Genomic DNA, 14,490 nt, shown 5'->3' with positions numbered 1-14,490 from the left:
TGCGACGAACTCTTCGCGTTGGGACATGATGGAGACCTCGGTCCATGGCATGTGACACCTCCTGAATGAGGGTCATCATACCGTATGTGAGTGTCAACCATGTCCCCGAACACCTGTCAACCATGTCCCCGGTCTATACAGACAGGGAGGCGTGGGGAGCATGAGTACAAGACGCGCCATTAAATGGGTTATCGAGCCGCAACTGGTGGCGGAAGGGGCGGGCGTGATGCTGCGCCGTTCGTTCGGGCCGCACCAATCCAATCCATTCGACCCGTTTCTGCTGTTCGACCATTTCGCTTTCAACAACCCGCGTGATGGCGTCAATCCGGGGTTTCCGAACCACCCGCATCGCGGCATTGAGACCGTGACGTACATGCTCGAAGGTACTGTGCGCCACCGTGACAGCCTCGGCAATGCGGGCATCATCGGCCCCGGCGACGTGCAGTGGATGACGAGCGGCCGCGGGATCATGCACGAGGAGATGCCGCGCCGCGCGCCGGATGGCGGCATCAACGGTTTCCAACTGTGGGTAAATCTGCCGGCGGCGCAAAAGATGAGCACGCCGCGCTATCAGGAAGTTTCCGCCGCCACGATCCCGATTATCGAGCGTGATGGCGTGCAGGTGCGCGTCGTCGCAGGCGAGTATGGCGGCGTGCGCGGGCCGGTGACCGAGATCGCCGCGCAGCCGCTGTATATGGATGTAACGCTGCAGCCGGGCGTGTCTTTTGACATCGGCACGAAGCCCGGCCATCAGGTTGTGGCGTACGTTTTTGAGGGCGCGGGTATCTTCGATGTCGAATCCGGCGAGACGGTGCCGGCGGTGCATATGCTGGCGTTCGGAGACGGCGACTCGGTCCGCGTGAGCGCCGCTCCCGACTCGCATGTGCGCTTCATGTTGATGGCGGGTGGGCCGTTCCGCGAACCGATCTTCCCGTACGGCCCGTTTGTGATGAACACGCGCGAGGAGATCGTGCAGGCGGTTGCCGACCTGCGTAACGGGACGTTTGTGCAGCCGGCGTAGCGTGCGGAGGGTGCAAAACAAAAGCCCGGGCACAGGTATGTCCGGGCTTTTTCGCGCGTTGTGGCGGTTCTGCGTGTTGCGATAGCGCCCGTTACTCCGGGCTGACCATCTCGCGCAGCTTGTTCATACCGAGCAGTGCCCGCGTATGGACGGTGCCAAGCGGCTCGCCGAGCTTGCTCGAGATCTCGCGGCGCGTCAGCCCGTGAAAATACGCCAGTTCCAGCACTTGCCGCTGGGCCGGGGGCAACTTCTGCATCGCGGCGCGCAGACTGTCGTAGCGGATGCGCTCGTCCACCACATCGGTCAGGTTGTCCTGCGTGATCAGATACGATGGCGCGTCCGAGAGGTCATCGTCATCTGGCAGTTCGGCGCTGCGGTCGCGCCGGATCTCGTCGATCGACAGGTTGCGCACGATGCCAAACAGCCAGTTGGTGAACGAGCCGCGCCGGCCCTGAAACTGCTGGGCCCGCTGCCACACCCGCCAGAACGCTTCCTGTGCCACTTCCTGCGCCAGGTCCTCGTCGCGCAGCACCTTGAAGGAAACGCCCACCGCGCGGTTGAAGTAGCGCTCGTGCAGCAGTTCCAGGGCGTGCTTATCCTGCTGCTGCACTTGCTCCATCAGTTCGGCATCGCTGACGGATTCCACCGGTTCCGCACGTGTCGTTTCATTCTGGCCCTTCAGTGCCATTGTTGCAACCATGGTGATGGTCCCTTTCCTTCTGGCCGCCGGCTCCCGACCGTTGGCCGTGGCGAGTTCCCTTGACTCGCTGTGTGTCCCGTCCCTCCAATATAGTATACGACTCAATGCGATGATTTAGCCTACCCGTACTTTCCAGCCGAAGGCGCGCCGCAGCCGCCCGAACGCATTCACGCGCGCTAGCCCGTCGCCAGTGCGGGTATGCCGCCGAAACCGGAAGCGGGCGCCTGGGTTACGCTGGCGATGACCGCCGGCGCGGGGTGCTCGTGCCGGCCACCGTTGGCCAGTCCGTCGATCTCCGCGCGGTTGGTCGAGTCGCGCACAATCAGCCCATCAGTCATCTGAATGACCCGGTCGGCATACTGAACCATCCGCAGGTCATGCGTGACCATAATGCCGGCGCGCTGCTGCTCGTGAACCAGCCGCCCGAACGTCTCCACGGCCTGATGGGCCCGCTCAGTGTCGAGGCTGGCGGTCGGCTCGTCGGCCAGCACGATCGCCGGCCGGTGCACGAGCGCGCGGGCGATCGCCACGCGCTGCTGCTGCCCGCCGGACAGTTGACGCGGCAGGTTATTCAGCCGCTCGCCCAGGCCAAGCTGAGTCAGCAGGTCCTTAGCTCGTGCGGAGGTCGCTTTGTCATGCAGGCCGTTCAGCCGCAGCATCAACTCGACATTTTCGAGCGCGGTCAGGTACGGCACCAGATTATTGGACTGGAATGTGAAGCCGATCTTCTGCCGGCGGAATTTGGCGCGCGCGCCTTCGCTCATGTGCGTCAGGTCCTGGCCGTCGATGACGACCTGCCCTTCGGTTGAGCGCAGCAGCGCGGCGAGGATGGCGAGCAGGGTCGTCTTGCCGGAGCCGCTGGGGCCGACCAGCGCAACGAACTGTCCCTGCGGGACGCTGAACGACACATGCTTGACGGCGGTCACCGTCAGCCCGCCGCCGTGGTAAACCTTGCTAACACCCTGAATTTCAAGTGCAATGGACATGTCTGTTTCCGTATGAATATCCGGTGCGAATGAAGATGAATCTGATATCACTGGGCGAGTCCGAGCGCCGTCAATGGCTCAACTTGCAGCGAGTATCGGACCGACACCAGGCCACCGATCGGCCCGATCAACGTCAGTGCGAGCACGCTGAACAGCACGGCATTGGCCGAGAACAGGATCGGTATGGTGGCCGGGAAGGTCAGCGATAACAGCAAGGTGCCCACCGCGCCGATCGTGACGCCCACGATGGTCACGACGATGATCTGCGCGATCGCCGCCAGGCCGACGGTTGTGTTGGATGCGCCAATCGCCTTGAGCATGCCGATCTGCGGCACCTTCTGCAGCGTCTGGATCTGGAAGAAGCCGCCGATGACCAGCACACCGATGATCAGGACGAAAGCGGTTTGCGTGCCGAGCGTGCTCTGCTGCGCGGCATAGCCGGGCGCGGCTTCGTACGCCTCCTTGCGCGTGGCCACCTGGGTGTTGGGCACCTGGTCCATCAGGGCCATGCGCATGGCCGGCAGAGTGGCCGGGTCGCTCAACTGTACGGCGACCACGTTCGCGATGAAGTCGTTGCTGGTCCCGCCGGCGCCGGGCTTGATCTCGTCAAACGCCAGGTAGGGCACGATGATCGATGGCTGCAGGAAGTACTGGCGGCCGTCGCTGATGCCGCTGACGACCATGTCGAAGTACTGCTCCTTGCTGCCTTGAATGACCTTGATCTTGAACGGCACTCCAAGCTTCAGCCCGGTACGCAGCGCCACGTTGCGGTCGATGATCGCCTCGCGCGCGCGGCTCGTGCTGAGCGGCCGGCCCTGCACCACCGGCGGTTCGCCCGGCCGGCCGGGCTCGACGCCGATCATCGCCACATTCAGCGGCTTCTGGTTCGCGTCGAACTGCACCGAGACATTCGTGAACGACAACGTCCCGACGTCCTTCACGCCCGGCACGCGCCGGATCTCGTTCAGGCTGTTGCGGTCGATGCGGCTGGCGCCGATGGATAGGTCGACACCCTGCTTGAAGACAATCAGGTCGGCGTTCAGCTTCTCGATATACTCTTTGTTGCCCAGGCCGAGACCGTCGGCGAGTGCATTGGTGAACAGCACCAGCGTTGTGATGAGTGCGATAACGAGGCTGAACAGCAAAAAGCGGCCCCAGTTGCGCGTCATTTCCTTGATGGATAAATAGATCGGCATAGCATAGTGAAGGGCCGCCGGTCAGGCGACCCGATTCTCCTTCATATTTAGCGTGTGGCCGTCCGGGCGCTCCGGCGTCACCGCAGCGGAGCGCCCAGCCGGCCTTTGAAAGCTACTCGTTTTCTTTGGTGGCCTTCAACTCAGAGACCGGGAACCACGCGGCCAGCGGTGTCACGCCGTTCTGGAGTGCCGGGCCGGTGTCGGTCCAGGACGGCTCCGTTTCCAGCGTGACCAGCGGGCGCACGGCCATATCGTGGTCGACCGCGATCTGGCACGAGAGGCGCGCCTTGCCGAACAAGCCGCGCTCCTGCAGCTTGTCGTATTCCGCCTCGGTCATCGTGGCCGGCTCGCTGCTCTCGAACTCGACGCGGCAGGTCGTGCAGCGCGCATTGCCGCCGCAGCGGTGCCCAATGTGCACGCCGAGTTGCTCGATGGCGATGGCGAGCTTGGTGCCGGTCGGCACTTCAATCGTCTGTTGGCTTACAATGACTCTTGGCATGGTAACCCCTTTACGGTGAAATGGTTTTGCGATCGGCGCGCATGTTTCGCGCGCGTCGCCGTTCAATGCTCTACGGCCTACTCGCTCGCCGGCGATGATGCGGTCGCCTCAGCCGAGCGCTTGCCAGTAATATCGCGAATCGCCGCCCCGAGTTCTGGAAAGCGGAAGCGGAAGCCGGCCTCCAGCAAGCGACGCGGCTGCGCGCGCTGGCCGGTCAACAGCAGCAGGTCGGCCGCCGGTCCCAGCGCCAGGCGCAAGGCAAATGCCGGCGCCGGCATGAACGACGGACGACCCAGTGCGCGCCCGAAGATTTTCGCGGACGCGCCCTGCGTCAGCGGGTCGGGCGCGGTCAGGTTGTAAACGCCGCGCGTATTCGGGTTGTCCATCAGCAGTTTCACCGCGGTCAACCAGTCGGCGAGGTGAATCCATGGCGCGTACTGGCGGCCGCTGCCGAGCGGCCCGCCGGCGAAGAGCCGGAAGGGCAAGGCGACCAGTGTGAAGATGCCGCCGCCCTGGCCGTACACCGGCGCGGTGCGCACGATCACGCGCCGCACGCCCAGCGATTCAACTTCGTCCGTGGACGCTTCCCAAACGGTGCAGACTGTGGCGAAGTAATCGCTGCCGGCAGGCGCGCCTTCGTCCACCTCGCGATCGGCCGTGTCGCCATAGAAGCCGATGCCGGACATCTGCACCAGCACGGCGGGTTTGATCCGCGCGGCGCGAATCGCCGCGGTCACGGCGACGCCGGCGTTGGCACGGCTGTCGCGGATCTGCTGTTTGTACGCGGCGCTCCAGTGGGGCCGGGCGATCGTCGCGCCGGCCATGTTGACGATCGCATACGCACCATTGGCCAGGTCGCCCCAGCCGTCCGCGGTGCGCCCGTCCCACGCCACGGCGCGTGCGCCTGGCGGCAACCCGCCGACCTGCTCGGCGCGACGCGCCAGGATGATGACCGCATGCCCCGCCGCCGTCAGTTCGCGCGTCAACGCGCGCCCCAGATATCCACTGCCGCCGGTGATTATGATGTGTCCCATTTCAAGTTCTCCTGCGTGTCTGCACAAGCGCGGTAATCAGCGCTCGTACCGCTAACGCGAAGGCGATGCCGCGGCCGATTGTGCCTGTCCTGCATTGTATGCCGCCGAGTCTTTCATGCGCGCCACCAGCGCCCGCACCTGCGCCGCCACGTTCCTACCGAGCACTGCATAGGCGGCCCGTTCGAAGGCGCTCAGATGCTCGATGATCATCGCCGTGGTGACGGCGCGCGGCGTCAGCGCCTGGCGCAGCCAATGTGCCTGGGCGTCCATCAGTTCCGGCAGATCGAACGCCAACGCGCATGCCAGCGCATCGGTCAGAAACAGCGTAGCGAAGGTGATGATGCCGGCGAACTCGCTGCCCGGGCGCGTGTGTTGCACCGAGAGCGCCGAGGCGGTGTGCGCTGCCAGTTCCATGCGCAGGTTGCGCACGGCATGCGCCGCGGCCAGCGCGCGCCGGCTGGTCTTGAACGCGTGTGCCTGTGGTTCGCGGGCGAGCGCCTGCAGTGCCAGTCCCGCGTCGGCGCCGATGTAGGCGCCGGGGATCGTTTCGCTCAGCCGGGGCAGCGCTTCGAACAGGCCGCCGCCAAAATAGATCGGCGCGGCCGGTTGCTCGCCTTCACCCAGCAGGGGGATCAGGTTCGCCAGGCCGATGACGGTGGTCACCGAGACAACGATGCCGCGCGGCGCGGAGACCTGGCCGACCTTCACGAGGTCGTGCAGCGGCGTGCGCGCGCCCAGGTAGGTGACGCGCCAACCTTGCCGGCGGGCGAGCAGGGTGAAGATCAGCAAGCCGAGCTCGTGCTGCTCTTCCGGGGCGCACGCGGCAATCAGCAGTGGCGCGGCGGACGAGAGCGGCGGCTGCACCTGAAGCGCGGTCAGCAAGCGCTGGCGCAGCAGGTTGCTGGCGAAGTGCTCCTGCCCGATGCCGATCTCATTGCGCATCCACTGCTCGCCGATGCCGTGCATCGCCGGCACAATGACCTGCGCTGCCACCTGCTCCAATGGAAACAGCCCCATCGCCTCGTCGAGAATCTGGTGGGCCGCGCGATCGTCGAAGGTAAGCAGCGCATCCTGCAGCGCGTGCCGGCGGTCGCTCAGCGATTGTAGCGCCGGCGTCGCCTGGCGCGTCTCAGCTTGCGCCTTTTGCCGGCAGCGGAGCGCGCTCGCCTGGCTGGGCGAGACGCCCGAGTCGACCTGGCGCTTGAGCCACAGCACGTCGGCGATGTCGTCGTCGTCGTAGAAGCGGTAGCGGTTGTCGGCGCCGCGCCCCGGCTTGGGCACGCCGTAGCGGCGCTCCCAGGCGCGCAGGGTGTGCAGCGGCACGCCGGTGCGTTCCGACACGATTTTGATGGTGTAGCTTGGCGCTGGCTCAATCACCCAAACATTATACAAACGATAGACGTGTTTGTCAGTAGTTTGGACAGTATTTGTTCAATGTTTGGCGCCATTGATTAGTGCGCAAATAACGCGCGTGTGGGTACGGCGGGCAGTTGTCGGGGTCCGGGCTTGGGCAGCAGAGCGGCAAAGGGATTGCCAAAACGCTTGACTTACAGCCGATTTTCGCTACACTTTGTTTGTCATGAGCAACTCGCGCGGACCCAACACGCTGTCGCTTTCGCAGATATTTGTCGCTGCGTTCTGGATCTTCAGCATCTTCGTGCTGGTGGTGCTGGTTCAGAAGGTTTCGACGACGGCCGATCTGCTGCAGCAGCGCGATGCGTTGCAACAACAAATGAAAGATGTGCAGGACGAGCAGCGCCGGCTGGTCGACCGCAAGCAGCACGTGCAGTCGAACGAGTATGTTGAGGAAGTGGCGCGCCATGACATGAAGCTGGGCAAGCCCGGCGAGACGGCGGTGATCGCCGCGCCAGTCAGCACGCCGCTCCCGGCGCGCTGACGTCCCAACCGGCAGTGGAAACGAACACGGCAAGCGGAGTTTGCTTGCCGTGTTTTCTTTGCAGGCTCCTGGCGCTAAGGTTCCTGCACAGCGCTATGACGGAAGCAACCTGCCTCATGATCGTTCACCAGCCCGGCCGATTGCATGAATGCATACACGATCGTGGACCCGACGAAACGGAAGCCGCGTTTGACGAGGTCCTTGGAGAGCGCATCGCTTTCGGCCGTCTGCGCGGGCATCTCGCGCAGGCTGCGCCACTGGTTCACGATCGGGCGGCCGCCGACGAAACTCCACAGATAGCGGTCAAACGTCCCGCACTCCTTTTGCACCGCGAGGAACGCCCGCGCGTTCGTCACGGCGGACGCGACCTTCAGCCGGTTGCGGACGATGCCCGGGTTTTGCAGCAGCCGCGCCTGGCGCTCGGCGTCGAAGCGCGCCACCGCGCGCGGGTTGAAATGAGCGAACGCTTCGCGGTAGGCGTCGCGCTTGGTCAGAATGGTCTGCCACGACAGCCCGGCCTGCGCGCCTTCCAGGATCAGTAGCTCGAACAGGGCGCGGTCGTCATGGATCGGCACGCCCCACTCGCGGTCGTGATAGTCGTGAAACACCTCTTTGGACGCCCAGGCGCAGCGCTGAACGGGTGCGGACATGTGTGCCCTCCGTGTCGCAGGTGATGCGCCATTGTCGCGCCACCCGGGCTGGCTGTCAAATCCGGTTGCCGTGCGCCTGGCGATTTGCTACAATGTTCGCGTCAAATGTGCCGCGCAGCATCGCGCGGCGCTCATCAATCTATCCTCGAAGGAGCCTGTCATGCGTGAGAACGCGTTGCGCACTCTCTGGAAGTCGGGCGGCTTTGCACTGAACGGATGGCTGCACATCCCCAGCGCGTTTTCGGCCGAGTTGATGTCGCAGCAGGGTTGGGACAGCATCACGATCGATTTGCAGCACGGCCCGGTCGATTACCAGGCGGCCGTGACCATGCTGCAGGCGATGAGCGCGAGCAGCGTGACGCCGCTGGCGCGCGTGCCGTGGAACGAGCCGGGCATCATCATGAAGATGCTCGATGCGGGCGTGTACGGCATCATCTGCCCCATGATCAACACGCGCGCGCAGTGCGAGGCGTTCATCGGCGCCTGCCGCTACCCGCCGGCCGGCTTCCGCAGCATGGGGCCGACGCGCGCGGTGCTCTACGCCGGCGCGGACTACGCCGCGCACGCCAACGACACGGTCATCACCATGGCGATGATCGAAACGAAAGAGGCGATGGGGAACCTCGACGACATCCTGAGCACGCCGGGCCTCGATGCGATCTACGTCGGCCCGTCCGACCTGAGCCAGAGCTACGGGCGCGGGCCGGGCTCCGACTACCAGGAGCCGGAGCGCATCGCGTGGCTGGAGACGATCGTCGCGGCGGCGAAGCGGCACGGCATCGTCGCCGGCATCCATACCGGCAGCGCCGAGTACGCGCTGAAAGTCAAGGCGATAGGCTACCAGTTGGCGACCGTCGGCAGCGATGGGCGCATGATCGCGATGGCGTGCAAGCAGGTCGTTACCGCCGTCAAGGGCGACATGGCAGCAAAGCCGAAGGCGCAAGCGGGGCCGTATTAGGATTCGTAGGGGCGAAGCATCGGCGGATGGTTCCGCCATGGCAGGCGCGCTCGCGCCGATGCTTCGCCCCTACCGTTATTTGACGGATCAGCCGCCATACCGTATACTATCTTTCGCAATGCGGGGTGGAGCAGTGGCAGCTCGTTGGGCTCATAACCCAAAGGTCGGCAGTTCGAATCTGCCCCCCGCTACTGGATGGCGGCGTAGCTCAGTTGGCAGAGCAAACGGCTCATAATCGTTCGGTCACTGGTTCGAGTCCAGTCGCCGCTACTGTTCGGAAACGTTGCCTGTCACAGGCTAAGATCGCAAGATAGGGCGGTGCCGTGCGCATTGCCCTATTTTATTTCCCCCTGCCGTTGTTGCAGAACACCCCGACAATACTGTTGCAACTTGAGCGTGCCCATTGGCCTGTCCTGTATGCCCGGCGGGCACACGCTGAAGCGCGAAGGCAACACCCGCGGCGTTATGCCCGTCGAGCGCGAAGCATGTCAACCGGCGATCGGCTGTGACTTCACGGACTTGAGGTCCTTCGCGCTGCTCATAATATTCGCGGCATTGCACGTCGGGGCGACCCCGACATGCTCGCCCCTTTGGGGGGCTGTGTGTGCCCGGTTCTGGGCCGGGGCAAGCCCGTCCCCCACGCGGATGTCATGTACCGGCGTATGCCCGCACCGGGCATGAACATTCTCAGGATGACCGTGATCGGCTCGGGCATATCCGTGTGCAACCACGACATGCTCAGGTCGAAACGGCATAACGTGACCACATTGCGTTAGTTTCTCTCGTGCGTTGCGCAGTTTGGCGCTATTCTCGGTCTGGGAGCCGGCTTACCGGGCATTCGTAATCCGTCACGTTAATGAATTGTAACAATCGGTTGACTTGCAGCGCCAATTTCGTTATACTTTTCACATGGTTATGCCACAGACTCATGATTTCTTGACGTGGCTCGTTGCGATTGGCTCCAAACTTCCATATCAAACTCCGGCCCCTCGCTCGATCAACCCGGGTACCGTTCCGCGCTCTTGATTGCCGACTCACTCGGCGACGGGGCGCGTTTTTGTTTGTGCCACCACTATCCCCAAGGAGGAGAAAAATGGCAGAAGGTGACTATCTCAGTATCCTGCAGCAGCGCTTCGAGACGGGCAAGTTGTCCCGCCGGCGCTTCCTGCAACTGCTGGCCGTGGCGGCCGGCGCCATCCCGCTCGCGGCATGCGGTCCATCGGGCACCACAGCGCCCGCGGCCACAACGGCGCCCGGCGCGGCGGTGAAGCCGACTACGGCGGCCGCGCCCGCGACCCCGAAGAAGGGCGGTATCCTCAAGTACGGTCTGTCGACCGATCCGCCAAACTACGACCCGCACTTCAGCACCGGCGCAGCCTCGAACACGATCAAGGCGATGGTCATGCAGGGCCTGCTGAACGTCTACAAGGGCGGCAAGATCGTGCCGGAGCTGGCCGAGTCGTACACCTCGGAAGGCAACAACTGGGTCTTCAAGCTGCGCCAGGGCGTCAAGTTTCACAACGGTGAAGAGTTCACCAGCGAAGATGTCAAGTGGAATATTGAGCGCATTCAGGACGCCAAAGTCAGCGCGTATTTCCGCGGCACCATGCTTGACGTTGAGAAGGTGGAAACGCCGGACAAGTACACGGTCAAGTTCGTCATGAAGAAGGCGAATGCCACGTTCCCGGCCGTGCTGGCCAACAACGCGTGCATGATGACCAGCATGAAGCACGGCACCACCCCCAATGTCAACCTGCAGACCCAGCCGGTCGGCACCGGCCCGTTCAAGTGGGTGGAACGCCAGCCGGGCGTATCGATCAAGCTGATCAAGAACGAGAACTACTGGCAGAAGGACATGCCGTACCTCGACGGCATCACCTACATCCCGTATCCGGATGACACGGCGCGCGTGACGGCGCTGCGCACCGGCGCGGTCGATCTGATCGACTACGTGCCGTTCAAGGACCTGGCGGTCATCGAGTCGGACAAGAAGTTGTTCATCACCAGCGACTCGGTCTCCGGCTATGGCTGGATGGCTTACATGTACGATGTCAAGCCGTTCGACGATGTGAAGGTGCGCCAGGCGCTGTCGTATGCGCTCGACCGCAAGGCGATGATGGAGTCGGCGTTCAGCGGGCGCGGCAAGCCGATGACTGGCGGCCTGATCCCCGAGACGTTCGAAGGCTACAACAATCTCGAAGGCCGCTACACCTTCGATCCGGATAAGGCGAAGAAGTTGCTGAGCGAAGCCGGCTTCAAGTCGCCGTCCGATCTGAAATTCAAGATGCTGTCGACCGTGACCTACACCGTTATCGGCAAGCCGGCCGAAGCGGCGCACGGGCAGTTGAAGCAGTTCGGCCTGGATGTCGAACTGGTCCTGCAGGAATGGCTGACCTTCCGCGATACGGTGAAGGCCGGCACGTTCCCAGTGCATGTCTGGGGCTCCGCGCCGGATATCGTCGACCCGGACTTCCTGAGCCAGCAGTTGCAGACGGGCCGCAACTTCGCTCCGCAGATTCACTTCTCGGACAAGCAGTTGGACGACATGTTCGACAAGGCGCGCGGCGAGACGAACAAGGACGCGCGCAAGGCGCTTTACAAGCAAATCGAAGAGCGTACGCTGGACCTGTGCCCGTGGACCTACCTCGTGCGCCGCGAGCAGGCGGAAGCCGGCGCTGCGTATGTGAAGGGCTACGAGCATATCCCGGCTTCGTGGACGTCGACGACGCTGCGCGAAACCTGGCTGGACAAGGCGGCCTAGCCGCCGCTCGGACCGCGGGGGACGCTGTTTGCAGCGTCCCCCGCATCCCTCTGTTTGGAGTGACGGCGCCGAGCGCCCGCGCAACACCGGCGGGCTTTTTGTGCGCCAACACCCCATCTGATTGACCACTATGAATTATTTCCTCCTGCGCCGCACGTTGATGGTTATCCCGCTGATGCTGGCGGTAGCGACGCTCGTGTTTATGCTGATGCACATTATCCCGGGCCGCCCGGGCCGGGCGATCCTCGGCGACGCCGCGACGGACGAAGCGGTGTTTGCCGTGGAAGAGCGGCTCGGCCTGCACCGCCCCCTGCCTGTGCAATATGTAGACTGGCTGGGCGGCATCCTGCGGCTTGACATGGGCAAGAGTGTCATCAGCAGCCGGCCAATCATGAAGGACCTGCTCGACCGCCTGCCGCGCAGCATCGAGTTGATGGCGCTCGCCGCGCTGTTTGCGCTGCTGTTCGGCGTGCCGCTGGGCATCCTGGCGGCGGTCAAGCGCAACGGCTTCCTCGATATCATTGTCGGTACGACGGCGATTGTCGGGCTGTCGCTGCCGAACTACGTGGTCGGCACGCTGCTGGTGCTCGTGTTCGGCCTGCAACTCGGCTGGTTTGTTTCGTCCGGCTATGTGGCGCCAAACGAGGACCTGGGCGGGCACATCAAGCTGCTGATTCTGCCGATGGTCACGCTCGGCGTGAGCATGGGCGCCGTGGTACTGCGCATGACGCGCTCGTCCATGCTGGAAGTGCTGGCGCTGGATTACGTGCGAACGGCGCGCGCCAAGGGGCTGACCGAGCGGGTCGTGATGTACCGCCACGCGCTGCGTAATGCCTTGAACCCGGTTGTGACCGTCGTGGGCCTGCAGATCGGGTCGCTGCTCGGCGGCGCCGTGATCGTCGAATATATATTCAATTGGCCCGGCCTGGCGACGTTCCTGATCAATAGCATCGTCAACCGCGACTACCCCGCCACACAGGGGGCGATCTTGCTGATCGCCGGCGCGTTTGTGACGATCAATCTGGTCGTGGACCTGTTGTACGGCGTGCTGGACCCTCGCATCCGTTACAGTTAGAGGACAAGTTTACGTGTTGACCAAACGAGTAATAGCCAACCCGCGCGTGCGCGCGTCGGGACTGGTCATCGTCGTGCTGGCGCTTATCGCGCTGTTCGCCGCCGCCATCGCGCCGCACGATCCGGCGCGGCAGTACGCCGGCCAAGTGCTGAAGCCGCCGAGCGCAGAGTATCCGCTCGGCACGGACGATTTCGGGCGCGACATGTTCAGCCGCGTCGTCTGGGGCACCCGTATCTCGCTCCAGGTTGCGGCGGTCGCGGTGCTCATCGCCGGCACGTTGGGCGTTTTCTTGGGCCTGCTGGCCGGCTATTTTGGCGGCTGGGTCGACACACTCATCATGCGCTGGTTCGACGTGATGTTGTCGTTCCCGACGGTCGTGCTGGCGCTGGCGATCGTGACGTTCCTGGGCAACAGTCTTCCCAACCTGATGCTGACAATCGGCATCGCGCAGACGCCGACATTCGCGCGGCTGGTGCACGGCGCGGTGCTGTCGGTGAAGCAGAACGAATACGTCGAGGCCGGGCGGGTGGTCGGGGCCAGTGACTGGCGGATCATCCGCAAAGCGATCCTGCCGAACATCGCGGCTCCGATCATCATCCAGGCGTCGCTCAGCGCCGGCTTCGCGATCCTCGTGGAGTCGGGCCTGTCATTCCTGGGGCTCGGCGTGATGCCGCCGACGCCGTCGTGGGGCCAGATGGTTTCAACGGCGCGCGGCTACATGGATTTGGTTCCGTCGCTTGTCCTCTGGCCGTCCCTGGCCGTGGCGGTGACGGTGCTGTCGTTCAACATGCTTGGCGACGGCCTGCGGGATGCGCTGGACCCGCGGCTGATCGGACGCTAACTACTAGAAAACAGTGAGCAGTGAGCAGTGAACAGTTACCAGTAGGTTCTCCCGCCGGCAGATAATGCCTGCAAGCGAGTTCATACTGTTCACGGTTCACTGTTCACTGTTCACATTCTTCCTCGGAGAGAACAATGACCTTGACTTTGCAGGAAATGTCGTGGGTGCAGGCTGAGAAGGCGCTGAAGGCGACAACGTTCGCGATCGTGCCGGTCGGCGCGGTGGAAGTGTACGGGCCGCATCTGCCAATGGGCTCGGATGGCCTCGTCGCGTTGGAAGCGTCGCGGCGTCTGGCGGATCGCACCGGCGCCGTGGTGGCGCCGCTCGTGCCGATCGGCTGCTCGCAGTCGCTGATGTCGTTCCCCGGCACATTGTCGGTCGAGCCGGAGACATTGAAGGCGTATCTGCGTGATGTGGCCAATAGCCTCGTGTTCTACGGCATGAAGCGCATCCTGTTTATGAACGGCCATGCCGGCAACGTCACGTTGATCGGCGAGTTGGCTCGCGAACTGATGGCAAAGGGCATCCAGGTGGCACAGGTGGACTGGTGGCGCGCGATCGGCCGCGTCGCGGTCGGCATCGCCGACACGGGCGATGTGGCGGTCGGCCACGCGGGCGAGAACTGCACGTCGGTTGTGATGGCGGTGCGTCCCGACCTGGTCGACATGAAGCTGGCAACGAAGGAACAGGCCAAGCCGGGGCTGGGCGGCAAATACCCAGAGATCATCCAGTACCATCGCTCGTATCGCGAAATGACCGCGTCGGGCATGACGGGCGACGCGACGACGGCCACGCCGGAAAAGGGCGAGAAGATGATCGCCGCGTTCCTGGCGAAGGCCGAAGCGTTCCTGCAGGAATGGAAGTAGACGCGC

The 14,490-nt window shown here is 63.8% G+C and carries 14 protein-coding genes and 2 tRNA genes; 9 read left to right on the top strand and 7 right to left on the bottom strand.

What is annotated here, in order from left to right:
- Positions 1-160: 160 nt before the first annotated feature.
- Complete coding sequence (locus HZB53_11815) at positions 161-1,021, top strand: pirin family protein (protein ID MBI5878326.1); 861 nt, start codon at positions 161-163, stop codon at positions 1,019-1,021.
- Between the two features lie 91 nt (positions 1,022-1,112).
- Here the strand turns inward: HZB53_11815 and HZB53_11810 are convergent, their stop codons facing one another.
- The 6 genes from HZB53_11810 to HZB53_11785 form a co-directional block, all read right to left on the bottom strand.
- Positions 1,113-1,721 carry a sigma-70 family RNA polymerase sigma factor gene (locus tag HZB53_11810; GenBank protein MBI5878325.1) on the bottom strand — a complete coding sequence of 203 codons (609 nt, stop codon included), beginning with the start codon at positions 1,719-1,721 and terminating at the stop codon, positions 1,113-1,115.
- Between the two features lie 176 nt (positions 1,722-1,897).
- Entirely contained in the window at positions 1,898-2,707 is an 810-nt protein-coding gene (locus tag HZB53_11805; GenBank protein MBI5878324.1) for an ABC transporter ATP-binding protein, read from the bottom strand.
- Positions 2,708-2,754: 47 nt separating this feature from the next.
- Positions 2,755-3,903, bottom strand: coding sequence for an ABC transporter permease (locus HZB53_11800; protein MBI5878323.1), 1,149 nt, complete (start codon positions 3,901-3,903; stop codon positions 2,755-2,757).
- Between the two features lie 112 nt (positions 3,904-4,015).
- Positions 4,016-4,402 carry a (2Fe-2S)-binding protein gene (locus HZB53_11795; protein MBI5878322.1) on the bottom strand — a complete coding sequence of 129 codons (387 nt, stop codon included), beginning with the start codon at positions 4,400-4,402 and terminating at the stop codon, positions 4,016-4,018.
- A gap of 77 nt (positions 4,403-4,479) precedes the next feature.
- Positions 4,480-5,436, bottom strand: a complete 957-nt coding sequence (locus HZB53_11790) for a TIGR01777 family protein (GenBank protein ID MBI5878321.1) — start codon at positions 5,434-5,436, stop codon at positions 4,480-4,482.
- Positions 5,437-5,487: 51 nt separating this feature from the next.
- Positions 5,488-6,813, bottom strand: coding sequence for a MerR family transcriptional regulator (locus HZB53_11785; GenBank protein MBI5878320.1), 1,326 nt, complete (start codon positions 6,811-6,813; stop codon positions 5,488-5,490).
- 202 nt (positions 6,814-7,015) lie between these two features.
- On the opposite strand from HZB53_11785, the gene HZB53_11780 reads away from it, so the two are divergent.
- Positions 7,016-7,333 (top strand): cell division protein FtsL, encoded by a 318-nt coding sequence (locus HZB53_11780; GenBank protein MBI5878319.1) that lies wholly within the window; start codon positions 7,016-7,018, stop codon positions 7,331-7,333.
- Positions 7,334-7,407: 74 nt separating this feature from the next.
- On the opposite strand, the gene HZB53_11775 is transcribed toward HZB53_11780, so the two are convergent.
- Positions 7,408-7,983, bottom strand: a complete 576-nt coding sequence (locus HZB53_11775; protein ID MBI5878318.1) for a DNA-3-methyladenine glycosylase I — start codon at positions 7,981-7,983, stop codon at positions 7,408-7,410.
- Between the two features lie 160 nt (positions 7,984-8,143).
- On the opposite strand from HZB53_11775, the gene HZB53_11770 reads away from it, so the two are divergent.
- From HZB53_11770 to HZB53_11740, 7 genes are all read left to right on the top strand, one after another.
- Positions 8,144-8,941, top strand: a complete 798-nt coding sequence (locus HZB53_11770) for a 2,4-dihydroxyhept-2-ene-1,7-dioic acid aldolase (GenBank protein ID MBI5878317.1) — start codon at positions 8,144-8,146, stop codon at positions 8,939-8,941.
- Positions 8,942-9,060: 119 nt separating this feature from the next.
- Positions 9,061-9,132, top strand: a tRNA-Met gene (locus HZB53_11765).
- 6 nt (positions 9,133-9,138) lie between these two features.
- Positions 9,139-9,211 (top strand) — tRNA-Met (locus HZB53_11760).
- Between the two features lie 823 nt (positions 9,212-10,034).
- Positions 10,035-11,702: a hypothetical protein gene (locus HZB53_11755; GenBank protein MBI5878316.1), complete on the top strand. Its 1,668-nt coding sequence runs from the start codon at positions 10,035-10,037 to the stop codon at positions 11,700-11,702.
- A 130-nt stretch (positions 11,703-11,832) separates the two neighbouring features.
- Positions 11,833-12,777 carry an ABC transporter permease gene (locus HZB53_11750; GenBank protein MBI5878315.1) on the top strand — a complete coding sequence of 315 codons (945 nt, stop codon included), beginning with the start codon at positions 11,833-11,835 and terminating at the stop codon, positions 12,775-12,777.
- A 13-nt stretch (positions 12,778-12,790) separates the two neighbouring features.
- The gene (locus tag HZB53_11745; protein MBI5878314.1) at positions 12,791-13,618 is read left to right on the top strand and encodes an ABC transporter permease; all 828 of its coding nucleotides are present in this window, start codon (positions 12,791-12,793) and stop codon (positions 13,616-13,618) included.
- Positions 13,619-13,752: 134 nt separating this feature from the next.
- Positions 13,753-14,484: a creatininase family protein gene (locus tag HZB53_11740; GenBank protein MBI5878313.1), complete on the top strand. Its 732-nt coding sequence runs from the start codon at positions 13,753-13,755 to the stop codon at positions 14,482-14,484.
- The last annotated feature ends 6 nt before the right edge of the window (positions 14,485-14,490 follow it).

It is taken from the genome of Chloroflexota bacterium (genome assembly GCA_016235055.1).
Lineage (GTDB): Bacteria > Chloroflexota > Anaerolineae > JACRMK01 > JACRMK01 > JACRMK01.
The sequence above is the reverse complement of the archived record's forward strand: the minus strand, read 5'-3'. Positions and strand labels throughout refer to the sequence as shown.